Annotated in this window: 18 protein-coding genes; 13 read left to right on the top strand and 5 right to left on the bottom strand. The window is 64.0% G+C overall.

Annotated features, from left to right (window positions below):
• Nucleotides 1-3: 3 nt before the first annotated feature.
• The 3 genes from IG627_RS03085 to IG627_RS03075 all read right to left on the bottom strand — a co-directional run bounded on the left by IG627_RS03085 (nucleotide 4) and on the right by IG627_RS03075 (nucleotide 3,905).
• Nucleotides 4-1,413, bottom strand: a complete 1,410-nt coding sequence (locus tag IG627_RS03085; RefSeq protein ID WP_193189848.1) for a hypothetical protein — start codon at nucleotides 1,411-1,413, stop codon at nucleotides 4-6.
• 9 nt (nucleotides 1,414-1,422) lie between these two features.
• Nucleotides 1,423-2,526 (bottom strand): SDR family oxidoreductase, encoded by a 1,104-nt coding sequence (locus IG627_RS03080; protein ID WP_193189846.1) that lies wholly within the window; start codon nucleotides 2,524-2,526, stop codon nucleotides 1,423-1,425.
• Nucleotides 2,527-2,591: 65 nt separating this feature from the next.
• Nucleotides 2,592-3,905: a 3-dehydroquinate synthase II gene (locus IG627_RS03075; RefSeq protein WP_193189826.1), complete on the bottom strand. Its 1,314-nt coding sequence runs from the start codon at nucleotides 3,903-3,905 to the stop codon at nucleotides 2,592-2,594.
• A gap of 351 nt (nucleotides 3,906-4,256) precedes the next feature.
• On the opposite strand from IG627_RS03075, the gene epmB reads away from it, so the two are divergent.
• The 6 genes from epmB to IG627_RS03045 all read left to right on the top strand — a co-directional run bounded on the left by epmB (nucleotide 4,257) and on the right by IG627_RS03045 (nucleotide 14,044).
• On the top strand, nucleotides 4,257-5,282 hold the full coding sequence (epmB, locus tag IG627_RS03070) for an EF-P beta-lysylation protein EpmB (protein ID WP_193189824.1): 1,026 nt from the start codon (nucleotides 4,257-4,259) through the stop codon (nucleotides 5,280-5,282).
• A 207-nt stretch (nucleotides 5,283-5,489) separates the two neighbouring features.
• Complete coding sequence (locus IG627_RS03065) at nucleotides 5,490-5,927, top strand: hypothetical protein (RefSeq protein WP_193189822.1); 438 nt, start codon at nucleotides 5,490-5,492, stop codon at nucleotides 5,925-5,927.
• Between the two features lie 229 nt (nucleotides 5,928-6,156).
• Nucleotides 6,157-8,244, top strand: coding sequence for an EAL domain-containing response regulator (locus IG627_RS03060; RefSeq protein ID WP_193189820.1), 2,088 nt, complete (start codon nucleotides 6,157-6,159; stop codon nucleotides 8,242-8,244).
• Nucleotides 8,245-8,543: 299 nt separating this feature from the next.
• Nucleotides 8,544-11,348: a thrombospondin type 3 repeat-containing protein gene (locus IG627_RS03055; RefSeq protein WP_193189818.1), complete on the top strand. Its 2,805-nt coding sequence runs from the start codon at nucleotides 8,544-8,546 to the stop codon at nucleotides 11,346-11,348.
• Between the two features lie 155 nt (nucleotides 11,349-11,503).
• Nucleotides 11,504-13,459: a M1 family metallopeptidase gene (locus tag IG627_RS03050; RefSeq protein ID WP_193189816.1), complete on the top strand. Its 1,956-nt coding sequence runs from the start codon at nucleotides 11,504-11,506 to the stop codon at nucleotides 13,457-13,459.
• A gap of 123 nt (nucleotides 13,460-13,582) precedes the next feature.
• Nucleotides 13,583-14,044 (top strand): oxidoreductase, encoded by a 462-nt coding sequence (locus IG627_RS03045; RefSeq protein ID WP_226864656.1) that lies wholly within the window; start codon nucleotides 13,583-13,585, stop codon nucleotides 14,042-14,044.
• 179 nt (nucleotides 14,045-14,223) lie between these two features.
• Here IG627_RS03045 and IG627_RS03040 read toward each other — a convergent pair whose 3' ends face one another.
• On the bottom strand, nucleotides 14,224-15,534 hold the full coding sequence (locus IG627_RS03040; protein WP_193189814.1) for an erythromycin esterase family protein: 1,311 nt from the start codon (nucleotides 15,532-15,534) through the stop codon (nucleotides 14,224-14,226).
• Between the two features lie 221 nt (nucleotides 15,535-15,755).
• Between IG627_RS03040 and IG627_RS21050 the strand changes: the two genes are divergently transcribed.
• On the top strand, nucleotides 15,756-15,887 hold the full coding sequence (locus IG627_RS21050) for a hypothetical protein (RefSeq protein WP_264299857.1): 132 nt from the start codon (nucleotides 15,756-15,758) through the stop codon (nucleotides 15,885-15,887).
• 67 nt (nucleotides 15,888-15,954) lie between these two features.
• Here the strand turns inward: IG627_RS21050 and serB are convergent, their stop codons facing one another.
• Nucleotides 15,955-17,076, bottom strand: a complete 1,122-nt coding sequence (serB, locus tag IG627_RS03035) for a phosphoserine phosphatase SerB (protein ID WP_193189812.1) — start codon at nucleotides 17,074-17,076, stop codon at nucleotides 15,955-15,957.
• A 108-nt stretch (nucleotides 17,077-17,184) separates the two neighbouring features.
• Here serB and IG627_RS03030 point away from each other — a divergent pair, with 108 nt between their 5' ends.
• From IG627_RS03030 to IG627_RS03005, 6 genes are all read left to right on the top strand, one after another.
• Nucleotides 17,185-18,288 carry a hypothetical protein gene (locus IG627_RS03030; RefSeq protein ID WP_193189810.1) on the top strand — a complete coding sequence of 368 codons (1,104 nt, stop codon included), beginning with the start codon at nucleotides 17,185-17,187 and terminating at the stop codon, nucleotides 18,286-18,288.
• 130 nt (nucleotides 18,289-18,418) lie between these two features.
• Nucleotides 18,419-18,826, top strand: coding sequence for a MerR family transcriptional regulator (locus tag IG627_RS03025; protein WP_193189809.1), 408 nt, complete (start codon nucleotides 18,419-18,421; stop codon nucleotides 18,824-18,826).
• Between the two features lie 26 nt (nucleotides 18,827-18,852).
• Nucleotides 18,853-20,022 (top strand): isovaleryl-CoA dehydrogenase, encoded by a 1,170-nt coding sequence (locus tag IG627_RS03020; RefSeq protein WP_193189807.1) that lies wholly within the window; start codon nucleotides 18,853-18,855, stop codon nucleotides 20,020-20,022.
• Nucleotides 20,023-20,188: 166 nt separating this feature from the next.
• Entirely contained in the window at nucleotides 20,189-21,796 is a 1,608-nt protein-coding gene (locus IG627_RS03015) for a carboxyl transferase domain-containing protein (RefSeq protein WP_193189805.1), read from the top strand.
• A 144-nt stretch (nucleotides 21,797-21,940) separates the two neighbouring features.
• Nucleotides 21,941-22,738: an enoyl-CoA hydratase/isomerase family protein gene (locus IG627_RS03010; RefSeq protein ID WP_193189803.1), complete on the top strand. Its 798-nt coding sequence runs from the start codon at nucleotides 21,941-21,943 to the stop codon at nucleotides 22,736-22,738.
• 15 nt (nucleotides 22,739-22,753) lie between these two features.
• A complete protein-coding gene (locus IG627_RS03005; RefSeq protein ID WP_193189801.1) occupies nucleotides 22,754-24,748 on the top strand; it encodes an acetyl/propionyl/methylcrotonyl-CoA carboxylase subunit alpha in 1,995 nt (664 codons plus the stop codon).

Raw genomic sequence — 24,748 nt, 5'->3', positions numbered from 1 at the left:
GCATCATCTCCGGGGCGGGTTTTGCAGCGTGTCCAGCAGCTGTCGCAGGGCTTCGAGAAAGGGTGCGGCGAACTCTCTGTGGATATCGCTGAAGGCCGCGCGGCGGTAGACCAGGTCCAGCTGCATGCGGCCGTTGACGGTGGGGGTGTACAGAATGAAATCGTAGGGGGGCACCAGGCAGCCGAAGCCCACATAGCTCTGGGTGCGGTGTGCGTCTGAACCGAAGGATGTGAAGTCCTCCTCGATACGCCCGGGATTGGAATAGCAGGCGTTGGTACCCTGGCAGCGGTTCAGCAGGCTGCGGGCCGGGCCGCGCAGGGGTTTCAGGCGCAGCAGCGGCAGCAGGGTTTCCAGGCGCCCCAGCTCTGTGCCTAGCTGCCGGTCACTGCGCGCGCGGCCGAAGGCCTTGTGCAGGTTGCGCAGCAGCGCGGGAGTCTCCTGGCCGGCCTTGAGGCGGATACTGCTCGGCACCAGGTAGTTGCGGAAACTGCGGTCGTAGGTCCGCTCGATCAGGCGCCGCAGGCTCACCGCGCAGGTGATGCGCAACTGGCCGCTGCGATAGTTGCCCGTGGCTTCCATCAGTCGCGCCAGCGCCGCGCACAGCAGTGTATTGACCGTCACACCGGCGCCCTTGGCCGCCGGCGCCAGCCGCTCCTCCAGCGCCCGCGGCAGCGGGCTCTGGAAAAAATCCAGCTGCCCGATACCGGGGTCTGCGCTGCGGCCCTCCCAGCGCTGTCCCTGCAGCTGCACCGGAAATCCGCTGTCGCGGCGCAGCAGGTCGGCGGCGACGCTGCCGAGCGCGCGCAGCCAGCGGTGCCCGCGCGCCAGTGGTCGGTACCACTGCGGGCGTATCTGCGCCAGCGGCGCGAAGGGCAGTTCGCCGCCGGGTGCCGCGGTACCTGGCACGCCGGTGATATGGGCGTAGTGCTCGATGATGGCGCGCAGCAGCAGGCAGTCGCTGCGCGCATCGGCGACACCGTGGTGGCTGCTGAGGTAGACACAGGAATTGTGCCCGCCGTTGCCAGTAACCAGCAGCAGCTGCAGTGGCGGCCGGTCGCGCCAGCGCAACCGACGCGCAGAGCTGAAGTTCATCAACAGCTGGCGGAAGGCGACATCGTTGAAGTCGCAGGGCGCCGCATACTCCAGGTGCTCCACCCAGCGGGTCTCGGCGGTGTCGAATGGACGCAACTGGCCACCCTGCGGACGGCTGCGCAGCAGCGGTATTTGCGCTACCGCGCGCGCCACCGCCTTCTCCAGCGCGCGGGGATCCAGGCGGCCACTGACGATCAGTATCTGGTTGGTGTTGACGTTGGCCAGCTCCCCCAGGTGCACGAATACCTCGGCCAGGGCGTCAATAGGAGATGCGCTGGATTCGGATGTGGCGGCGGGCGCTGATGTGGTGAGACTGGTCACGGCGTTTCCTCAGCTGGCCTCGGCCACTGCCGGTGCGGTGCTAGCGACGACACTGGTGGACTCCTCGGCGTACCAGCGGCACAGGGCGAACAGCTCATCGCGGGACAGTGGCTGTACCGGCTGGGCCAGGCCGATGGCGGCGTCGAGGCGCGAGCGGTCGAACTGCCATTCGGTGCGGGCGAAGGGACGGTTGGGGCCCACGGCGCGATCGAATTTCTGCTCCAGCGCGGTGGTGGGGGCGCCCAGGCGTGCGTCGATACCGGCAACCTGGCCCCAGATGCGCACCATTTCCTCCATGCGCACACCGATGCCGCCGCTGCTGTGGAACACCTCGAATTCGCCGTCCGTGGACTGGCGCAGGGTCAGGGAGCAGGCGTCGGCGCAGAGCTGGTCGATGGAGACCAGGTCCGGGCGTGCGTCCGGCAGCAGGTCCACGGTTAGTTCCCGGTGGCCGGCGGCGGCGATGGCGATCATCGCGTCCTGGAACATATAAAAACCGAAGCCATTGCGGTGCGCCCAGCCGGTGTGGCGATGGCCCACGACCACGGTCGGGCGGAAGATGGTGACCGGCAGCCCGTGGCGCTGTTGCAGCAGGTGCAGCGACTGCTCGGTGCTCCACTTGGTGACCTGGTAGGTGTTGACCATGCGGCTTTTCGTGTGCAGCTCCTCGCGCACCGCGCCGCCGGCCATGCCCGCCACGTAGGCGGTGGAGACGTAGTAATAGCGGCGACAATTGGGCGCGCAGCGCACGGCGGTTTCATACAGGCGCGCGCTGTTGCCAACGTTGGTATCGAAGGAGATCCCGAGCTTGTGGGCGGAATAGCTCATCTCCGCGGCCACGTGCCAGATCTCGGTGATTTCCTCGAGCCCGGCCTCGGCCAGGTCGGCTTCCAGGTTGGCAAAATCGATATCGAGTACCCGCAGGTGACTCTCCACTGCGCCGCTCACATCCAGGCCGCAGCCGTGGGCGGCGGTCAGTACCGCGTTGATGGTGCGCACGCCGTCGGGGTCGTTGCGCGACGCGGCGGTGACCTTGACGCCGCGGGCGAGAAAACTCGCCGCCAGGGCGCTGCCGACAAAACCGGTGACGCCGGTAATCAGTACCTGATGCACTTCCACACTCCTTTTCCTATCCAATGGTTGGTGAAACGGCGGGCGGCGCCCGCCGGGTGGAGGAATCAAAGCTCGATGATGTGCTCGTCCACCTTGACGCCCACATGGCGGCCGGGCTCGGTGCCGAAGCCGAGCACCCGGTCGCCGGGCTTGAGTTCGGTGACGTTGAGGGGCTTGGATTTGTCAGAGAAGACCCGCACGTGCCAGTCGTCCTGCATGATGATGTTGACCTTGCGGTCCTGTGGGAAAGTGGCCTCGATCAGCAGCAGCGGGCGTATCTCCGTCTTGGTGCGGCCCACGTACACCTGGCGGGTCTCGCCGCGGGCGTTGACCGTGGTCAGCTGGCTGCCGGCGCGCAGCTCGCTGATATAGCTGGTGCGGTTGTTGCTCTGGAACACGTAGCTGTGTACCGAGGCGGCGTTGATGCGGAAGGGGCGCAGCTCCATGTAGGGCAGGTGGAAGACTTCGGGGCAGCAGAGGATGCCGCCGGTGGAGGTGGAGCCCACCAGTATGCCCTCGTCCGGGTTGAACATATGGGTGGTGTCGATACAGGCGCGGTAGCCCAGGCCCAGGTGGGTAATGCGATCGATCACGCCGATTTCAATATCGATCTTCGGTGAGGCCTGTGCGTCCATCTTGCTGGCAAAGCGGTCGAACTGCTCCATGCTGGTGAAGGAGGCCAGCACGCCGTCGCTGCCCAGTTCCAGCACGCCGAGGGCGATGACCGCATCGTCTACATCCTGGTGCACTTCCTTCAGCAGTACCGTATTGGTCTTGTGCAGCTCGGCGATCACCAGCTCCAGCGGAATATTGGTCGGGTCCTTGAAAGACACCATCAGGTGGTCGTAGTGCATGCCCAGGTGGAAGGAGGCGTGCAGGCTGGAGGCGTTGTCGACGTGGGTGCGCAGGCTGGTGCGGAAGCCGGCCTCGCGGGCTGCGGCCAGCACCTGCGGGGCGTGGCTGGAAATGACGGCGACCGTTTTCTTCTCGGCGCCATCCTGGACGCGCTTGGCAAACTGGGCCCACTCGTCGATGGTGTCCAGGTGCATGACGCGCTGCAGGCGCGGTGAGACCGCCTTGTCCAGCTCCTCGAAGTTGTCGCTGTAGAGCACTATGCCGTTGTAGCGGCCCTGCCCGAGACGCTGGACAATCGCCTTGCGGTTTTCCTCATCCAGGGAGGCCAGTACGCGGGAGTCGTACCAGAGCACATGTTCGCGCTGCTCCGGCACCTGGGTGGTCACCGGGAAGAGCGCGGTATTGGCCGGTGTCGCCGGCTCCAGCGGCGTGGTGGGTTCGCGCTTTTGCGGCGTGGCCTTGGCGCTGTTGCTCTTGCCCGCACTCTTCTCCGCGGACGGGCGTTTGCTCTGAACTTGTTCCATGTCGGTTTCCTGACTTGCTGGTGGATGGGTTAACGGATGACCGGCGGATGCGGGCGGGGGATTCCCGATGCCTGCGGGGCTGTGCTGCGGCGCATACCGAAAGGGGAGTGGGACAGTCGAAACTGCAGCTGTCGGTGGCTTCCCTGCGCGCGGCCAGCGGCCGGTTGCTTCGGCAGGCAGACTATTTAAGGGGGCCTGCAGCGTCACCTAGCAGAAATGTCAGGTGCCGGTGCCAGACACCGGTGTTAGGCGCGTAAAATATCGGCCGCGGGGCGCCGGATGGGCTGGTCAATAAATCGCCGCCCGGGGGGCGCCCTGTTACAATGCGCGCTTTTTCCGCCCAGGGTTTCCATGACACAAGATTCCGTTGCAACCAGTGCAATTCCCGTACGCGAGCACCGCCGCTGGCAGGAGGAAATGGCGGATCTGGTGACCGATCCGCGAGAACTGGTCCGGCTGTTGCAGCTGGATGTGCAGCAGCTGCCGGCCGCGCTCGCCGCCGCCGGTGAATTTGCCCTGCGTGTGCCGCGCGCCTTCCTGCACCGTATGCGTGTCGGTGATCCGCGCGACCCCCTGTTGCTACAGGTATTGCCCGGCGCGCCGGAACTGCAGTCGAGCCCCGGCTACAGCGCCGATCCCCTCGACGAAGCGGCGGCCAATCCGGTGCCGGGGGTGGTGCACAAATATCATGGCCGCCTGTTGCTGATCGCCGCCGGCCAGTGCGCGATCAACTGCCGCTACTGTTTCCGCCGCCAGTTTCCCTACGGCGACAACCACCTGAACCGCAATCAGTGGATGGGCGCACGGGCCCACATCCGCGCGCGCCCCGATTTGCGGGGGGTGATATTGAGCGGTGGCGCCCCCTTGGTGCGGAGCGCCCGCCAGCCCGGCTGGCTGGCCGCCGAGCTGGCGCAGATACCGCAGCTGGACAAGCTGCGCGTGCACAGTCGCCTGCCGATAGTCGCGCCGAGCCGCGTGACCGACGAACTGATCGCCTGGTTCGCCGCCTCGCGCCTGCAACCGGTGCTGGTGTTGCACTGCAACCACGCCAACGAAATCGACGCAGAGGTACGCGCGGCCACGGCCAGGCTGCGCGCCGCCGGCGTCACCCTGCTCAACCAGGCGGTACTGTTGCGCGGGGTAAACGACAGCACCGAGGCGCTGGGGGCGCTGAGCGAGGCGCTGTTTGCGGCCGGCGTGCTGCCCTATTACCTGCACCAGCTGGACCGGGTGCAGGGGGCGGCCCACTTCGAGGTGGAGGACGAAAAAGCGCTGCATCTCGTCGAACAGCTGCGCTGTCGACTGCCGGGCTACCTGGTACCCAGGCTGGTGCGAGAAATTCCCGGAAAGTCATCAAAGTCGCCGGTGTGTAGCTAAAAGTGGCTATATTCGCGTAAGTAGCCACTGATGTAGGTCGCAATTTTGTCACCAGTATCGACTTGCGCGCTTGTTCGGTAAAAAGCCCGCTTCTTGTACTGCTGAAAAACCACAGGATGCTTAGAAAGCGATGCAGGAAGCTGTACAAGATGTGTGGCTGCCGCGAAGCAAGCAGCCGCACCACAACAATTATTCTCCAGGCTCCAAATGCCGGCCCGGACACTACCGGCACTCAGCTGCGGTTGCGCCACTGGACAACAGCTTTTCAGCTGGCTGGAGCAATACGATCTGCAGCCCTGCCAACCCGCCGACCAGCAGTGCCTGGCCGGACTCCTGTTGAGCCTGACCGACGAGGTGGCGCGGTGGCGCGCGCCCGCGGGCAGGCGCCTGGCGATGTTGGAGTTGCTGCGCGAATACACCCTGGCCTGCGTCAAGGCGATGGGGATTCAGCGCTCCGTACTGGCCACTGCGCAGACCGCGGAGCTGCGCAAGACAGTACTGGCGGCGGTGCGGCTGCTACAGCAATTGGGTATTGCCTTCGCCTGTGTCGCGGGGCAGCACAGGAAGGTGCTGGCCTGGCCCTGCTGTCGCGTGAAAAGTATACGCGCAGCCTGCAGCGCGGGCTGGACAGCCTGGAGAGAGTGATTCGGGTCGTCTCCCTTTTCGGGCTGGGCACGCCCGGACACCGCTGGCGCAGTATGCAGATACTGCAGCGGCAGACCCTGACCACCGGCAGTTTCGCCCGCTTTGAATTTGTGTGATCCAGGTCGCGATTGGCAAATCTTCCGCCCTTGTGTGCCACCGCTGCCGGCCCCTACACTAGCGGGTTCCGCGGTCCTGTGTACTGCCGCAAAGTAGTTGAATAGAGCAAATAATGAGCAGCAACGACACCATCCGACTCCTCCTGATTCACGATACGCCTTCCGAGGCACAGCGCCTGGTGAGCATGCTGCACAACGCGGGTCGCCCCAATCGGGCGCAGCACGTCGCCAGCGCGGCGGCACTGACCAAGCTGCTGCAGGACAAGACCTGGGACCTGCTGATCGCTGCCGAGAACAGCAAGCAGCTGCCCCCCGCGGTGGCACTGCGCACTATCAGCAAACTGCAGAAAGACGTACCGGTAATCCTGCTGAGCGAGCGCAGCGGTTCCCAGCCCGCTGTCGAGGGACTGAAACTGGGTGCGCGGGACGTGGTCACTGTGGATGAGGACCAGCACCTGTTGCTGGTGATCCAGCGCGAGATGATCGCGCTATCCAACCGCCGCCAGGCGCGCCTGCACGATCGCCGCTACCACGCCACACTGCAGCGCGCCAAGGAGCTGCTGGACAGCTCCAAGGATGCCATCGCTTACGTATCCGACGGGCTGATCGTCTACGCCAATGAATCCTTCGCCGAGCGTTTCGGCTACGGCAGCAGCGAGGATGTCGAATACCAGCCACTGATCGATATGCTCACCGAGGGGGAGCAGGAAGAAGCGCGGGAGTTCCTTAAACAGTGCGCCATCGACAACAACGAAGTGGAGGCGAGCGAGTGGAAGTTCACCGCCAAGACCGCCTCCGGCAGCCCTCTGCCGACCCGCGCCGAGGTGCTCTCCACCACCTATGACGAAGAGCGTTGCCTGCAAGTGCGCATCGCCGCGCGCGGCGGCGACACCGAGCAGCTGGAGGCGCAGCTCAGCGATATCAAGAACCGCGACCCGCTCACCGGCCTCTACAATCGCCAGCATTTCCTGCAGCTGCTGGGTTCGGCGATCAAGTCCACCGCCGGCTCCCAGCGTACTGGCGGCCTGATGTTTATCGAGGTGGATCGTTTCGAGGAGACGGTGCAGAAGGTTGTGGGGGTGGCCGGTGCCGATGCGCTGCAGAAGAAAATGGCGGAGCTGGTGCAGTCCAGCCTGCGCCGCGGCGACGTGGTGGCGCGCTACAGCGACGAGAGTTTCTGCCTGCTGATGCCGGACACGACGCCGGACAGCGCCGAGCATCGCGCAAAGGAAATCGTGAAAAAGGTTTCCGACACCATCTTCGAGGCCGCCGGCAAGACGCTGCAGGTTACCGCGTCGGTGGGTATTTCGCTGCTGAGTGAGGCCTCCGGCAATGCGCAGAAGGTACTGGACCAGGCACTGGAGGCGCACGACCAGGCGCTGAGGCAGAATGACAAGGGCGGTGCCGTCGCCCTCTTCGAGCCGGACGCCAGCCAGGAAGGCGACGCCGACACCTACCACCGCGCACGGGTTGTGCAGGCGCTGGAGGCGGGCAACCTGAAACTGCTCTACCAGCCGATCCTCAGCCTGCAGGGTACCGGCGAGCAGATGTACGAGGTGCTGGTGCGCCTGGTGGATGGCAAGGAGCAGCTGGCACCCATGGCCTTCCTCGAGGCCCTCGGTGATGCCGGTCTCTCCAGCAAGATGGACCGCTGGGTGATTCTCACCGCGATCAAGTCCGCGGCCGCCCAGCGCGCCGCCGGCAAGGACGTCTCCCTGTTGTTGCATATCACCGCCGCCTCCCTGACCGACAACGGTCTGCCGGCGTGGCTCGGTGTGGCCTTCAAGGCCGCCAAGGTGCCGCCCAAGGCGGTGGTGTTCCAGCTGCGCCAGGAGGATATCACCAGCAACCTGCACGCCGCGCGCGACTTCACCAAGCAGGTACAGGAGCTCGGCTGCCGCGTGGCCGTCTGCCATTTCGGCACCGGCCTGAGCCCCTTCAAGGCGCTGGAGCATGTGAAGGTGGATATCGCCAAGGTGGATCCGTCCTTCGTGCGCGAAGTACAGGACGAGGGCGAGAGCAGCGAGACCCTCGCAAACCTGGTCAAGCAACTGGGCGAGGCCAACACCCGCGTGATAGTGCCGCATATCGAGCAGGCCAGCATGCTGCCCACCCTGTGGCAGACGGGCACCGACTATATCCAGGGCTACTATGTCCAGGCCCCGGCAGAAGACATGAGCTTCGATTTCAGTCTCGACTGAACAAAGGCACCCTTGGTCGGACAGGGATGTCCGCGTCAAGATTCCCTCCCTTTCCCCTGACCCGCTTCCGCGAAATCCTCCCGTTACCGCGTTTTTCCTCCGCGGGCAGCTTCCAACTGGTACATAGACACAAACTCGGCAGTCCGCGTGAACTGGGCCGCCAGTCACACCGCCTCGCCGATGGCGAAGAGGGAGTTTTTGGACTAACTACTCTGTTGTCGCGTGTATTTACCGCGTGCCGAACACCAATCAATTCGCGTTCCAGCCAGAAAAGCCATAAGAATTCCTAGAGAGCGTCCATGAACCTTATCCACCTGCTCGCCGCCTGCGTGATGGCCATGCTGCTGACCGGCTGTTCCACCGGCAGGGACGCGGACAATCCCGGCAACAGCGGCGGCGAACCGCCAGCCGCGGTGGACAGCGACGGCGACGGAATCGCCGACAGCGAGGACAACTGCCCGAAGCTGGCCAATGGCGACCAGGCAGACGGGGACGGCGACGGCCTCGGCGACGACTGCGACGGCGATCGCGACGGTGACGGTGCGGCGAACCATGTCGACAACTGCCCGGCAATGGCCAACGGGGACCAGGCCGACAGCGATGGAGATGGTCTCGGCGATGCGTGCGACAGCCTGAGCGATCGGGACGGCGACGGTGTCGCCGATTCGGCCGACAATTGCCCGGGCACGGCCAATCCCGGCCAGGGCGACGGTGATGGTGACGGCATCGGCGACGCCTGCGACGACAGCGACGATGCCGATGGCGACGGCGACGGTGTGCCGGATCGGTCCGACAACTGCCCCTCCGAACCAAATCCTACCCAGGCCGATCTCGATGGCGACGGCCTTGGCGACAGCTGTGACCTAGACCGGGACGGCGATAGTGTCGGCGACGCCAACGACAATTGCCCAAACATCGGCAACCCCAGCCAGTCGGATCTGGACAGCGACCTGATCGGAGACAGTTGCGACGACGATATCGACGGCGACGGCATCGACAACGGCGACGACAACTGCGCGCTGGTGGGTAATCCGGGCCAGGGAGACTGGAACGGTGACGGCGCCGGTGACGCCTGCCAGGACAGCGACAGCGACGGCGTCGAGGACGCGGCCGACAATTGTCCACAGAAGGAAAACCCGGTCCAGGAAGACCTGGATGGTGACGGCACCGGTGACATCTGTGACAGCGACGACGACGGTGACGGCATTGCCGACGATTCCGACAACTGCCCCCTCGCCGCCAACCCGGCCCAGGAGGACACCGATGGAGACAACGCCGGCAATGCCTGTGACCTGGATGATGACGGCGACGGCATAGATGACGGCGTGGACAACTGTCCGCTGGCCGCCAATGCCGCGCAGGCGGATACCGATAGCGATGGCCTGGGCGACGCCTGTGACGGCGATGACGACGGCGACGGCGTGGGCGACGGCAGCGATAACTGTCCGCTGGTGGCCAATCCCGGCCAAGGGGATATGGATACGGACGGTATTGGCGACGCCTGTGAGACCGATGGCGACGGCGATGGTGTCCTGGATCCTGTGGATAACTGCCCCCAGATCGCCAACGCCGGACAGGTCGACAGTGACGGTGACGGTATCGGCGACGCCTGTGAGGACGGCGATGGTGACGGTATCGACGATGACGATGACAACTGCCCCGCGGAACCCAACGCCGGCCAGACGGACAGCGACGGCGACGGCACCGGTGACGCCTGCGACGCGGACGATGACGGCGACGGCGTGGACGACGGCAGCGACAACTGTCCCCTGGCGCCGAACCCGGGACAGGAAGATCAGGACGGCGACGGCATAGGCGACAACTGCGACAGCGATGCCGACGGCGACGCCATTGAAAACGCCGCCGACAACTGCCCGCTGCTCGCCAACCCGGGGCAGGCGGATACCGATGGCGACGATATCGGCGACGCCTGCGATGCCGATGACGACAGCGACGGTATCGAAGACGGTGACGACAACTGCCCGCTGGCCGCCAACCCCGGCCAGGACGATCTGGATGGCGACGGGCTCGGCGATGCCTGCGACACGGATGACGACGGTGACGGTGTTGACGATGGCGCCGATAACTGTCCGCTGGTGTTTAACAGCGATCAGTTCGATCTGGACGGGGACGGTGTGGGTGATGTCTGCGACGGAGACGATGATGGCGACGGCGTTGCCGACGGCAGCGACAACTGCCCACTGGATGCCAATCCGGGCCAGGCGGATGCGGACGGCGACGGTCTCGGTGACGATTGCGATTCCGATGCTGACAACGATGGCGTCGCCAACGGTAGCGACAACTGTCCGCTGACCGCCAACAGCGACCAGGCAGATGCGGACGGCGACGGCCTGGGCGATGCCTGCGATGGCGATCTGGACGGGGATGGCGTCGACAATGGTGCGGATAACTGCGTCGCGGTGCCCAATGCCGGCCAGGGTGACCTGGATGGCGATGGCGAGGGCGATGCCTGCGACACCGATGACGATGGTGACGGCGTCAGCGACGGCAGCGACAACTGTCCGCTGGTATCAAATAGCGACCAGCAGGATAGCGATCGCGACGGTCTCGGTGACAGCTGTGATCCTGCGCCGGCTGAATTTACCTGTGCGCCCGGTGCCTATTTCGAGCCGATCGTGGCTCCGGCTGCCAGTGTCACCACCGACAAGGGCTGCCTGCTCGGCACCTGCAGCGTGAGCGGTGCAAACAATGTGATCGACAGCGACCAGGACAATGCTGCGCGGATTTCCATATCGATTGCACTACTCGGCGCCGGTTGGGGCGAGGTCACCGTGCGCGATACTGACAGTGTCTACAGCGGATCGAATCGGGCCGGTTTTATCATCTCCAAACCGGGTGGCCTGCTGGAGCTGAGCCTGCTCGACAGCCTGAAGGTGTCCGTACTTTCTGGCGGTGAGGAAGTGGACAGTGCCGGCGGCGCCAGCCTGTTGAGCCTGCTGCTGCTCGCGGGTGCGTCAGATCGCCAGCTGGCCGTTTTTGAAACCACGGAGACGTTCGACAGCCTGCGCATTCGGCATACGGGCGGCGTGCTGGGTCTGTTCAGCGAGGTAAACGTCCACGCCGCCTGCGTAGCCCCGAACTGACACTCATCCCTGCAGGAGCGGCGGGGCGGCCATGGGCCGCTCCTACAGGCTATCCTTTTCTTCATTCCGCACTCCGCATTCCGCATTCATCATTCTCCACCGCTCCTGTATCCTGTGCCGCGATTGAATAAACAGAATACCTTTGGAGCTATCCCATGTTGCCCCGCTTACTCTGTACCAGCCTGTTTGTCGGCGCCCTGGCGCTGGCGGGCGGCTGCTCAAAATCTGAACCGCCCGCCGAGTCGCAGGCAAAAGCCGATGGCGCCGCAACCCAGCCGGCCGAAACGGCGATGAAAGCAGCCGCGGACAAGGCGCCGGAACCTGGTGTTGACCACCACTCCTTCGCCAACAGCGACGACTACCGAGTGCAGCATCTGGATCTCGACCTGACTGTCGACTTCCCGCGCAAGGTGCTCGAGGGCGAGGCGGTGTTGAAGTTCAAGCGTCTCAGCAAAAAGAACCCGCCGATGATCCTCGACACTCGCGGCCTGGAGATCGAATCCATAAAGGCGGGCCGCGGTGAGCAGATGGAGCCGGTCAAATTCTCCATGGGGAAAAAAGACGATCACCTGGGCACGCCGCTGGAGATCAAACTGCCGAAGGGCGCCACCAGCGTCGCCATCCAGTATCGCACCTCTCCGGACGCGTCCGGCGTGCAGTGGCTGGAACCGCAGCAGACCGCCGGCAAGGCACATCCCTTCCTGTTTACCCAGGCCCAGGCGATTCACGCGCGCAGCTTCGTGCCGCTGCAGGACTCTCCCAAGGTGCGCATCACCTATAACGCGACCATCCGCACGCCGGAAGAACTGCGCGCGGTGATGAGCGCGGACAACGACCCGCAGGCGGAAAAGGACGGCGTCTACGAATTCGAGATGCCGCAGCCGATTCCCTCCTACCTGCTCGCGCTTGCGGTGGGCGACCTGGAGTTCAAGCCGATGGGCGAGCGCACCGGCGTCTACGCCGAGAGAGAAATTCTCGACGCGGCGGCAGCCGAGTTCGAGGACACCGAATCCATGCTCGAGGCCACCGAGAAGGTCTACGGCCCCTACCGCTGGGACCGCTACGACCTGCTGATTCTGCCGCCCAGCTTCCCCTTCGGCGGCATGGAAAACCCGCGCCTGAGCTTTATCACCCCGACGGTAATCGCCGGTGACAAGAGCCTGGTGGCGCTGATCGCCCACGAACTGGCGCACTCCTGGTCCGGCAACCTGGTGACCAACTCCAGCTGGCGCGACCTGTGGCTGAACGAGGGCTTCACCACCTACCTGACCAATCGCATCATGCAGAACATCTACGGCGACGAGCGCTACCAGATGGAGATGGCGCTGGGCTACGACGATCTGCAGGCGACACTGAAGGACAGGCCGGACAGCGATGAGATACTGGCGGTGAATTCGCGCGGCCGCGATCCGGATGAAGTCTTCTCCGATATCCCTTACGAGAAGGGCTCCCTGTTCCTGTACGAACTGGAGCAGAAAATCGGCCGTGAGAATTTCGACCAGTTCCTGCTGGATTACTTCAACAAGTTCGCCTTCCAGAGTATCGCCACCGAGGATTTCGTCCAGCACCTGAACGAAACCCTGCTGAAGCAGTACCCGGACAAGCTGGATGCCGAGCGCATCAACGAGTGGATCTTCGAGCCGGGTATTCCCGAAGGCGCGCCGCACCCGCAGTCCGACGCCTTCACCAAACTGGACCCGATTCGCCAGCAGTGGCTGGATGGCGAGATCAAAGCCGGGGACATCGACACGAAAGGCTGGACCTACCACCAGTGGAAATACTTCCTCGACGGCATGCCAGAAAAGCTGAGTGGAGAAAAACTGAAGGAACTGGACAGTGCCTTCGGCCTGACCGAGTCGAAGAACAACGAAGTGGCCTTCAGCTGGCTGATGATCGCAGTGCGCAACCAGTACAAACCCGCCTATCCGCGCCTGGAAAATTTCCTCACCAGTATCGGCCGCAACAAGTTCCTGCGCCCGCTGTACCGCAACCTGGTGGAAACGGATCAGAAGGAGCTGGCTGTTCGTATCTTCGATGAGGCCAAGCCGGGTTACCACCCGCTGTCTGTGAAGGTGAACAGCTGGGTTATCTACGGCGAAGACGGCGAATAACCGATTCGGGGGTGGCCCTGTGGCCGCCCCTTCCTTTCTCCTGCCTCCCGCGGCTAGCCAAACAGACCCTACTGCCGCTACCGCCAGGGCGTCGCGCCTTCAGCGATAGCGCCGGGGGGCGAAATGTTCACGGCTACCGGCATGCAGGAAATCCCTGTGCCGCGAGCCCTGGCAACTGAAGAAGTGCGCCAGACAGTGGCTGACTTTCGCTATGCGGCCCGCCGCGCTATCGAAGCCGGTGCAGATGGCGTAGAGATTCACGGCGCCAATGCCTACCTCATCCGGCAGTTTTTCGTGCCCAGTGCCAATAGCCGCAGCGATGAATACGGCGGCTCCGTCGAGAATCGCGCCCGCTTTGCCATCGAAGTGGCCGCGGCCATCGCCGATGAGATTGGTGCTGATAAAACGGCTATTCGCCTCTCGTCCGGTGCTATCGGCGACGATATGGCCCTGCGCCGGATGGAGCGGGGCGGCGTCACCCTGACCAGTACCAATCAGGTGATCGCAGAGCTCGCCGGCGACTGGAGTACACCGGAGGGCAGCCGGCTGGTGCAGGAGGTCATGATGCCCGCCTTGCAGGGGTAAGGCGGGGCGCACCGTCGCCGATGCCTTTGTGATGGCTCGCTGGTCGGAAAACTTTCCCAAGACCTGGCGCGATTACCGCAGTCTCTCCCCCTTTATGCAGAAGATGGCTGCAGATCCCGGCGTTGCGAAGGTGCTCCGGTTATCCAGCGCCTGAGCAGCGGGCAGGCGTGGGGCGGGAATCAAAAACCCCACGGATAAGTATCCGGCGGCTCTGCTTCCCTGGATGCTTCGATATGCAGTGGGTGCAGTGCCCGGGTCTCCTCCAGGTGAACAAAGGCATCGTAGCGGCGCGCCAGCTCGGTGGGCACATACTGGAAGCGCTCGTATTGCGGGTTGTACACCACACCGATGGCCCGGTGGCCGCGGCTCTGTAAAAACTGGTCGCATCCCCCCTCTCCGTCGAACAGGAAGAGTCCGTCGTCGCCCAGTGCCCTGTGCACCAGCCCCTCCCAGGCGTGTGCCGGCGCTTCGGGCAGCGGCATCTTCTGCCGTTCACCGCCCCAGCGCCGGCCGGCGATCACGCTGCCGCGGTGACAGCCGAAACCCACCAGCCGCACCAGATCTGCCCCCCATTCCTCCCGCGCCAGCTGGCCGATATTGTGCATTCCCGCACGCCGCATGTCGGTGGCGCGGGCGTCGCCGACGTGAGTGTTGTGCGCCCACACAATCCCCTTGCTGTCCGCACCGTGGTACAGCAGCAGGCGATTGAGGGTTTCCATCATATGGGTGTCGCGCAGGTTCCAGGAGCCGGGACCGGCGGCCACCATGGTGCGGTAGTAGCGCTCCGCATTCACCATGACATGGGCATTCTGCTCCGTATCGAAATCGCCCTCGGGATCCGCTTCATGGCGCGGGCGCCGGTGTGCCAGCCGCAGCAGCAGGCCGACCACCTCATCCGCGCAGTCCTGGTGCGTCGCTGCCGTGTGCCGCGCGTAGTGCCGCTCGTCGCGGTCATGGGGCTGGAAGCAGCCAAAGACCCGCTCTGCCAGCGCCAGCGATTGCGGGTCGGTGGCGCGCACGTGGCCTATGATGGCATCCAGCGATTCCCACAGGCTGTAGACGTCCAGGCCGTAGAAGCCAGCCGCGCGTTCGCGCCCGCAGTTGTATTTGCGCAGCCACTCGGCGAAGGCCACCGTCTCCCAGTTGGCCCACATCCAGGTGGGCCAGCGGTCGAAGCCGCACAGTACCTCTCGGGCGCGCTCGCCTGATTGCGGATAGTTTTTGACAAAGCGGTTGACGCGATAGCAGTCCGGCCAGTCCCCCTCCACGGCGATGAAGTCGAAGCCGTGTTTCTCGATCAGTTGCCGACTGATGGCGGCGCGCCATAGGTAGAATTCCGAGGTGCCGTGGGTGGCTTCGCCGAGCATGACGATACGGGCGCCCGCCAGTGTTTCGACCAGCGGATCCAGGTCCGCCCTGTTGCGCAGCGGCTGCGACAGGGCGCGAATGTTTTCGAGAAGGGGCTCTCTTTCTTCGCTCGAGGCTTTCATAAGATCCGGCCAAAGGTTCAGTGGGTGCAAATGGGCCCCGCGGGCAATGGGCCACTGCCTCTGGAGAGGATAGTGTCATCACCGCCGTCACACGCCGCCAAATTTGTGGCGTATTTTTCCACTAGGTACTACCCTGTGCTGAACGCTTTGCGTAATCTGCAGTCGGAAAAAAGTACCCGAACGCGATGCGGACTCAACAGATTGGGTGAAGGGAGGCACTTATGAAGGTTCGACTGGCTTTATTGCTGCTGGCGGCGTTCCTGCTCAGCAGCTGCACGGGCGGCAGTGGTATCGGCGCCTGTTCCGATAACGACAGGCGCGGACCGCAGCCTTTCCCCCACGCGATGGCATAACACGCTGCAGTTCGCCCCGCTGCACGAGCGACCTTTGACCGCTCCACGCACTCGCCGGGCTTCAACCCTACAAGAGCCTTTCTATCTGCTGGTCGTTCAGGCCGAATAGGTACAGCGCCGCATCCAGGCCGAAGCTGCCGATGGACTGGGGCGCCTCCAGGCGCACCTTGGGCTTGGGGTGTATCGCGATACCCAGCGCCCCCAGGTTCAGCATCGGGATGTCGTTGGCGCCGTCGCCGACGGCGATCACCTGCTCCAGCCCCAGTCCCAACTCTCCCGCCATCTGCTGCAGCAGCTCCCGCTTGCGCAGGCCGTCGACAATCGGCTCTATCACGTCGCCGGTCAGGGCGCCGTCACTGAACGCCAGCTGGTTGGCGTGCACGAAATCCACCGGCAGCCGCTCCCGCTGCAGGTAATTGGCGAAATAGGTAAAGCCGCCGGACAGTATCGCGGTCTTGCACCCCAGCGCGCGCAGGGCGCCCAGCAGTCGGTCGGCGCCGGACTTGAGTGGCAGCTGTGCCGCTATCTCCGCCAGGCGGGTTTCGGAAAAACCCTTCAGCAGCGCCATGCGCTTTTTGAAACTCTGGCGGAAATCCAGCTCGCCGCGCATGGCCGCCTCGGTAATGGCGGCGACCTCATCGCCGATACCGGAAATCCTTGCCAGCTCATCGATCACCTCGGCATCGATCAGGGTCGAGTCCATATCGAAGCCGGCCAGGGCCGGAACCTGCTGGCTGCTGCCCGGTTGCAGCACCAGGTCGGCGCCTATGTCCCGCGCCAGTTGCAGGCAGGCGTGTTTGGCCGCGGAAAACTCCAGGTCCGCTGCCAGCTGAAAGCGCAATACCGTGCAATCGCGGCGCTGGGCCAATGTGTCGACAGCGGCTACCGGCCAGTCGCGGTCGGCGAAGAATCGCAACAATTGCTGCAGCTGCGCCAGGGTTGCGGCGGGGGAGAGCAGGGTGACACACCAGGGGCTGGAAACCGGGGTGGGCTCCCGCCGCGGCGCTGCCAGCTCGCGGCTGGCAATATCTTCAAAGGGGGCGACGCCGCTGTACTCGAGCCCCAGGTGGGCGCAATCGCCGTGATGTTCCTGCTTTCGGTACTCGAGGTAGCGCAGGGTGCAGTCGATCGGGCTCTGTGTGATCTGTGCCAGGGGCAGGTGAAATTCTTGAGTCGAGGTTTTGCCCATGGCGCTGCATCCCTGTGTCTAGTTGCGGAAGTCGGAGGCGCAGCATTATAGCCCCGCTCGCATTATTCGCTAAAATCATCCCTCACAACGACAAAAACCACCGCTCCTATGTTTGCTTCGTTTGCCACCCTGTTTTCGACGAGCCTGCCCAAGCTACTGGCACAGTTGCCCCAGCGCACCCAGCAGCAATTGCTGGCCGGCGTCATCTGGCTGGTGCTGGCGCTCTTCTGCACTGCGGCCCTGGGCCACTACTACGGCCAGCAGAAGTCGGTGGCCGCCGCGCGGGACAGGGCCTCGGCGGAGGCCGCGGCGGCCTTCCTGGCCGGCCAGAGCCTGGAGCGCATCGTCGCCGGCGACCGCATCAGCATGCAGCTGCTGGCCCAGCAGCTGTTGAGGCTGCCGGCGATCAGCGGCATAGCGGTGCAGGACGTGGAGTCCAACACCCTGGCACAGGTGGGCGACACCGAGACGGGCGAGACTGTCAGTGCACCAGTCGTGCTGCACGACAGTATTGCCGGCAGTGTCACCGTACATTTGCTGCCGGGCAGTGGCGTCGAGTTTCCCTGGGCCAGCCTGCTGTTGAGCCTGGTTTTTGCGCTGCCGTTCAGTGCCGCTGCAGCGCTGACGGCGACAGCGCTTCTGTCATCGAGCGCCGGCAGCCGGCGCCGCCCCGTGCCGGTCGTGGAGGTCGGATCCGCGCCCCAGCCGCGGCCGGAACCGGAGGTCGCCGTGGGCCTCTATATCCGTCCTTTGAATTGGGCCCAACTGGCCAATCAGCTGAGTCGCAGTGCCCTGGAAAAGCTGCAGCTGGAGTTGGACGAGCGGCTGCAGCTGCTCAGGCGTATCTACGACGCGCGACCGCTGAAGCACGCCGGCCCACAGCAGGGGCTGGGCTTCAGTGGCGACGACGCCGCCTTCCGCGCCGTCTGCTGCGGCCTGTTGCTGCGTGAGCTGCAGGGCGCCAGCCGCGCTACCGGCCTGAAACTGGCGCTGGCTGTGGTGTCGGCGCGATCTGATGCCTTCGACTTCTCCGGCGAGCAGCTGCTCGCCCAGGGGCGCGGCCTGTCACTGCATCCGGATCTGCTCGAGGCGGAATCCCTCGAGGGGCGCATCCAGTGCCACGGCGCCAGCTGGGGCGCCGAAGTGACCGGCCTGGTGCCGGCTTACCAGAAGTTGCTGGACAACCAGCTGCGCCAACTGCTCAACGCCTAGACTTCCCCTGTAACAGGATTCCCCTTGTCCGGTGACCAGTTGCTGGGCGAGGGTCTGTTTTTGTCACGAAGTTGACGTTTACGTTAACGTAAACTCTTGCTAGGCTTCAGCGCGTCCAGAGGAAGTTGCCATGAAACCCGAAGCCAAAGCCGTCGAGCCCGCCAGTTACAGCATTTCCGAGCTGGCGCGGGAATTCGGTATCACTACCCGCGCCATCCGCTTCTATGAGGACAAGGGCCTGATTGCGCCGGCACGGCGCGGCCAGACCCGCATCTACAGTCCCGAGGACCGGGTGCGCCTGAAGCTGATACTGCGCGGCAAGCGGCTGGGTTTTTCCCTCGACGAGAGCCGGGCAATCATCGATATGTACGACCCGGCCCACGGCAACGTGGAGCAGCTGCAGCGGTTGCTGCTGCATATAGAACAGAAGCGCGCGCAGCTCGAACAGCAGCTGCGCGATATCCAGAGCCTGATGGGCGAGCTGGATGAGGCGGAGGCGCGCGCCCGTGCCTCGCTGAAACAGAATTCTGAAAATTGACGAGATAACTCACTTACGGAGTCGCTATGAACACCTCCTACCCGACCCTGAATTTCGATCTCGGCGAAGAGATCGATATGCTGCGCGATATGGTCTACAAATTCAGCCAGGCAGAACTGGCGCCGCGCGCGGCGCAGATCGACGAGGACAATCTGTTCCCGGCGGATATGTGGAAAAAATTCGGCGAGCTGGGCCTGCTGGGCATGACCGTCGAGGAGGAGTACGGCGGTTCCAACATGGGCTACCTGGCTCACGCGGTAGCGATGGAGGAAATTTCCCGCGCATCCGCGTCCGTCGGCCTGTCCTACGGTGCCCACTCCAATCTGTGTGTCAACCAGATTCGCAAGAACGGCACCCAGGCGCAAAAAGAGAAATACCTGCCCAAACTGTGCTCCGGTGAGCACGTGGGCGCGCTGGCAATGAGCGAGCCCAATTCCGGCTCCGACGTGGTCAGCCTGCAGCTGCGCGCGGAGAAGAAGGGCGACCGCTTTATCCTCAACGGCAACAAGATGTGGATCACCAATGGCCCCGACGCCAACACCTATGTGATCTACGCGCGCACCGAGCCGGGTGTCAGCTCCGGTGGCATCACCGCCTTTATCGTCGAGCGGGATTTCCCCGGTTTCAGCCAGGCGCAGAAGCTCGACAAGCTGGGTATGCGCGGTTCCAACACCTGCGAACTGGTGTTCGAGGATTGCGAGGTGCCGGAAGAGAATATCCTCGGTGAGCTGAACGGCGGCGTGCGCGTGTTGATGAGCGGCCTCGACTACGAGCGCACCATTCTATCCGGCGGTCCCGTGGGTATCATGCAAGCCTGCCTGGATGTGGTGGTGCCCTATGTGCACGAGCGCAAACAGTTCGGCAAGGCGATCGGCGAATTCCAGCTGATGCAGGGTAAGATCGCGGATATGTACGCGGACCTGAATGCCAGCCGCGCCTATCTCTATGCGGTGGCAAAAGCCTGCGACCGCGGCGAGGACTCGCGCAAGGACTCCGCCGCGGTGATACTGTTCACCGCCGAGCGCGCCACGCAGATGGCCCTGCAGGCCATCCAGACCCTGGGCGGCAATGGCTATATCAACGAGTACGCCACCGGCCGCCTGCTGCGCGATGCCAAGCTGTACGAAATCGGCGCCGGCACCTCGGAAATCCGCCGTATGCTGATCGGCCGCGAGCTGTTCAATGAGACTCGGTAATTTTCGAGGCTCGGATTAAATGTGTACTGTAGGAGCGGCCCATGGCCGCGATCGCTCTATCAAACAGCCGCTTACTGCCGCTCGGACATGGCTCGCGGCCATGGGCGGACGGCCGCCTCGCCGCTCCTACAAAGAATCTCTTCTCTGAAAAAGCGAATCAGAGTTTATGAACCAGCTACAGAGCAAAATTAACACCCGCGACGCCGCCTTCGCGGATAACCGCGAGCAGATGCAGAAACTGGTCGCGGACCTGCGTGGGAAAGTCGAGAAGATCGCCCTGGGTGGCAGCGAGCGCGCGCGGGAAAAACACCAGTCGCGCGGCAAGCTGTTGCCGCGGGATCGCATAGACGCACTGCTGGATCCGGGCAGCCCCTTCCTGGAATTTTCCCAGCTGGCCGCCCACGACGTCTACGGTGAGGAGGTCCCGGCCGCGGGTATCATTACCGGTATCGGCACAGTGTCCGGCCAGCCCTGCGTCATCGTCGCCAACGATGCAACGGTGAAAGGTGGTACCTACTACCCGCTGACGGTAAAAAAACACCTGCGCGCGCAGACCATTGCCGAGCAGAACAACCTGCCGTGTATCTACCTGGTGGATTCCGGCGGCGCCAACCTGCCGCGCCAGGACGATGTATTCCCGGACCGCGAGCATTTCGGTCGCATCTTCTTCAACCAGGCCAACCTGTCGGCAAAAAACATCCCGCAGATCGCCGTGGTGATGGGCAGCTGCACCGCCGGCGGCGCCTATGTGCCGGCCATGGCCGACGAATCCATCATGGTGAAGGAGCAGGCGACGATTTTCCTCGCCGGCCCGCCGCTGGTGAAGGCCGCCACCGGTGAAGAGGTGTCTGCGGAGGAGCTGGGCGGAGCCGAGGTGCACTGCCGCACTTCCGGTGTGTCCGACCATTACGCCAATAACGACGTGCACGCACTGCAGCTGGCGCGTCGCTCGGTGAGCCGTCTGAATCGCATCAAGCATCTGGGCCTGGATATCCACAAACCGATCGAGCCGATTTATCCGCCGGAGGAAATATACGGCGTGGTGCCGAGCGATGCTCGCCAGCCATACGATGTGCGCGAAATTATCGCCCGCACCGTCGACGGCTCCGAATTCGATGAATTCAAGGCCCTCTACGGCACCACCCTGGTGACCGGCTTTGCGCGCATTTGCGGCTACCCGGTGGGCATAGTCGCCAACAACGGTATTCTGTTTGCCGAGAGCGCGCAGAAGGGCGCGCACTTTATCGAGCTGTGCGCCCAGCGCAATATTCCGCTGGTATTCCTGCAGAACATCACCGGCTTTATGGTGGGCAAGCAGTACGAGGCCGGCGGCATTGCCAAGCACGGCGCCAAGATGGTGACCGCGGTGGCGACGGCAAAGGTGCCGAAGATCACAATCCTGATCGGCGGTTCCTTCGGTGCCGGCAACTACGGCATGTGCGGCCGCGCCTACGATCCGAATTTCCTGTTCATGTGGCCCAATGCGCGCATCTCGGTCATGGGCGGCGAACAGGCCGCCGGCGTGCTGGCGCAGGTGAAACGCGACCAGATGGAGGCCCGCGGTGAATCCTGGAGCGAGGACGAGGAGCAGGATTTCCGCCAGCCGATCGTCGATGACTACGAGCACCAGGGCCACCCCTACTATGCCTCCGCGCGCCTGTGGGACGACGGTGTGATTGATCCGGCGGATACCCGCCGCGTGCTGGGACTGTGCCTGGCTGCGGCCAGCCACAAGGAGCCGGAGGAAACGAAGTTCGGCGTCTTCCGCATGTAACTCGGGCAGTACGCCGTAGGAGCGGCCCGTGGCCGCGATCGGATTCCAGAGAGCTCTGATAGATTGATCGCGGCCATGAGCCGCTCCCGGCCGGACCGCTCCTACAAGTAAACGAACAGGCGCGCAGGAAACAAGGAATTCACAATGAGCGACAAGCTGCTAACCGAAATCGACAGCGAAGGCGTGGCCACGGTCACCCTGAACCGGCCGGAAATTCACAACGCCTTCGACGACGAACTAATCCGTGAACTGGGTGAGACCTTCGACCGCCTGGCGCGGGACACTTCGATACGCGCACTGGTGCTGGCTTCCAACGGCAAGAGCTTTTCCGCCGGCGCCGACCTGAACTGGATGAAGCGCATGGCGAACTACTCCGAAGAGGAGAACCGCCGCGACGCTGCCGCATTGGCGGCCATGTTGTACAAGCTGGACACCTTCCCCGCGCCGACCATTGCGCGGGTGCAGGGCGCCGCCTTTGGTGGCGCCGTCGGCCTGGTCAGCTGCTGCGACATGGCGGTGGCCAGTGAACGCGCCAGTTTCTGTCTGTCCGAAGTGAAAATAGGCCTGTTGCCGGCCACTATCAGCCCCTACGTAATCAATGCCGTGGGTACCCGCCAGGCGCGGCGCTACTTCGTCACCGCCGAACGCTTTTCCGCCGAGCGCGCGCAGCAGATAGGCCTGGTGTCGGAAGTCTGCGCCGAGGGAGAGCTGGATCTGCAAGTGCAGAAACTGGTGAACGCGATTACCGACAATGGCCCACGCGCCGTGTCCATGGCCAAGCAGCTGGCCATGTCCATGTCCAACCGCGTGGTCAACGAGGAGTTGCAGGGCCAGACCAGCGCGCTGATCGCCGCGGTGCGCGTATCCCCGGAGGGGCAGGAGGGCCTGGGCGCATTCCTCGAGAAGCGTGCGCCCAACTGGATGAATAGCAGCGACAAATAATTTTCCGGATTCTCTATGATTCGCAAACTGTTAATTGCCAACCGCGGCGAAATTGCCTGCCGCATCATCGACACAGCCCGCCGCCTCGGCGTGGCCACTGTGGCCGTCTACTCCGACGCGGATGCCGACGCGCTGCACGTGCAGCTGGCCGACGAGGCGGTACGCCTGGGGCCGGCGCCGGCGAAGGATTCCTATCTCGATATCGATAAAGTCCTCGATGCGGCCAGGCACACCGGTGCCGATGCGATACACCCCGGCTACGGCTTCCTGTCGGAGAACGCGCAGTTTTGTCGCGCCTGCGACAGCGCCGGTATTATCTTTGTCGGCCCGCCCGCCGGCGCCATCGATGCCATGGGCTCAAAGTCCGCCGCCAAGCGCATCATGGAAGAGGCCAAGGTACCGCTGGTGCCCGGCTATCACGGTACCAACCAGAATGCCGACATCCTCGAGGGGCACGCCAACCGCATCGGCTATCCGGTGCTGCTGAAGGCCGCCGCCGGCGGTGGCGGCAAGGGTATGCGCCGCGTGGACAGCGCGGATGAATTCCACAGCGCCCTGGAAGCTGCCAAGCGCGAGGCGATGAACGCCTTCGGCGACGACCTGATGCTGCTGGAGCGCTATGTGCTCAGTCCTCGCCACGTGGAGATCCAGGTGTTCTGCGACCAGAAGGGCAACGGTGTCTACCTGTTCGAGCGCGACTGTTCGGTACAGCGCCGCCACCAGAAGGTGGTCGAGGAGGCGCCGGCGCCGGGCCTGTCCGAGGAGCTGCGCGCGCGCATGGGCGAGGCGGCCCTGCGCGCGGCCCACGCCATCGGCTATGTCGGCGCCGGCACGGTGGAGTTCCTGCTGGATGCCAGCGGTGCCTTCTATTTCATGGAAATGAATACCCGCCTGCAGGTGGAGCATCCGGTCACCGAGATGATTACCGGCCAGGACCTGGTGGCCTGGCAGCTGGCGGTCGCCGCCGGCGATCCGCTGCCGCTGCAGCAGGACGACCTGCATATACTCGGCCACGCCTTCGAGGTGCGTATCTACGCCGAGGATCCGGACAACGACTTCCTGCCGGCCACCGGAACCCTGGTTCGCCACCGGCCGCCGAAAGCGAGCGAGAGCGTGCGGGTGGATACCGGTGTGCAGAGTGGCGACGAGATCAGCGTGCACTATGACCCGATGATCGCCAAGCTGATCTGCCACGGCCGCACTCGCAAGGAGGCGCTGGCGAAATTGGATCGCGCGCTACAGCAGTACCAGATCGCCGGCGTGCGCCACAATATCGAATTCCTGCGCCGGGTCATCAACCACGGTGCCTTCGCCAGCGGCCGTGTCACCACACATTTTATCGAGGACTACGAGGCGGAAATCCTGCAGCGGGAACAGCAGCTGACGCCGCTGAAATGCGCCGCCATCGCCGGATACCTGAATCGGCGCGAGAGGCAGGATATGCGTGAATCCGCACCCGCGTCGGATCCGCACTCCCCCTGGCACAGCGGCGACAACTGGCGCTCCGGTCTCGCCGCCAGGCGCGCGCACAATGTCGACTATCGCGGTCAGCACGCAGAGATCAGCTTTATCGCCACCGGCGATTCGGTGCAGTGGCAGTGCGATGCCCTCGACGGCGACATCAAGAGCGGCGAGATTCGCGTGCTGGAAGGGGGGGGACTGGCGCTGGTGGACGGCCGCCGGCTGAATTTCTCCTGCGTCGACACCGGGGACGGCGGTGTCATCTTTATCGACGGCACCCAGGTGGAATTCAAGCTGCTGCCACCGGATATCGGTGAGAGCGACGATAGCGCCCACGGCCTTGAGGCGCCGATGAACGGCACCATCATCGCACTGCTGGTGGAACCGGGCGCGCAGGTCGAGAAGGACCAGCCGCTGCTGGTGATGGAGGCGATGAAAATGGAGCACACACTGCGCGCCCCAGCTGCCGGCACGGTACAGCAGTTTTTCTGCGCCGAGGGCGAGCTGGTGGACGGCGGCAGCCTGCTGATCGACTTCGAGGAGGAGTAA

Source organism: Microbulbifer taiwanensis, assembly GCF_014904815.1.
GTDB classification, from domain to species: domain Bacteria; phylum Pseudomonadota; class Gammaproteobacteria; order Pseudomonadales; family Cellvibrionaceae; genus Microbulbifer; species Microbulbifer taiwanensis.
Note: the sequence above shows the minus strand (reverse complement) of the source record. Positions and strands in the feature narration are given on the sequence as shown.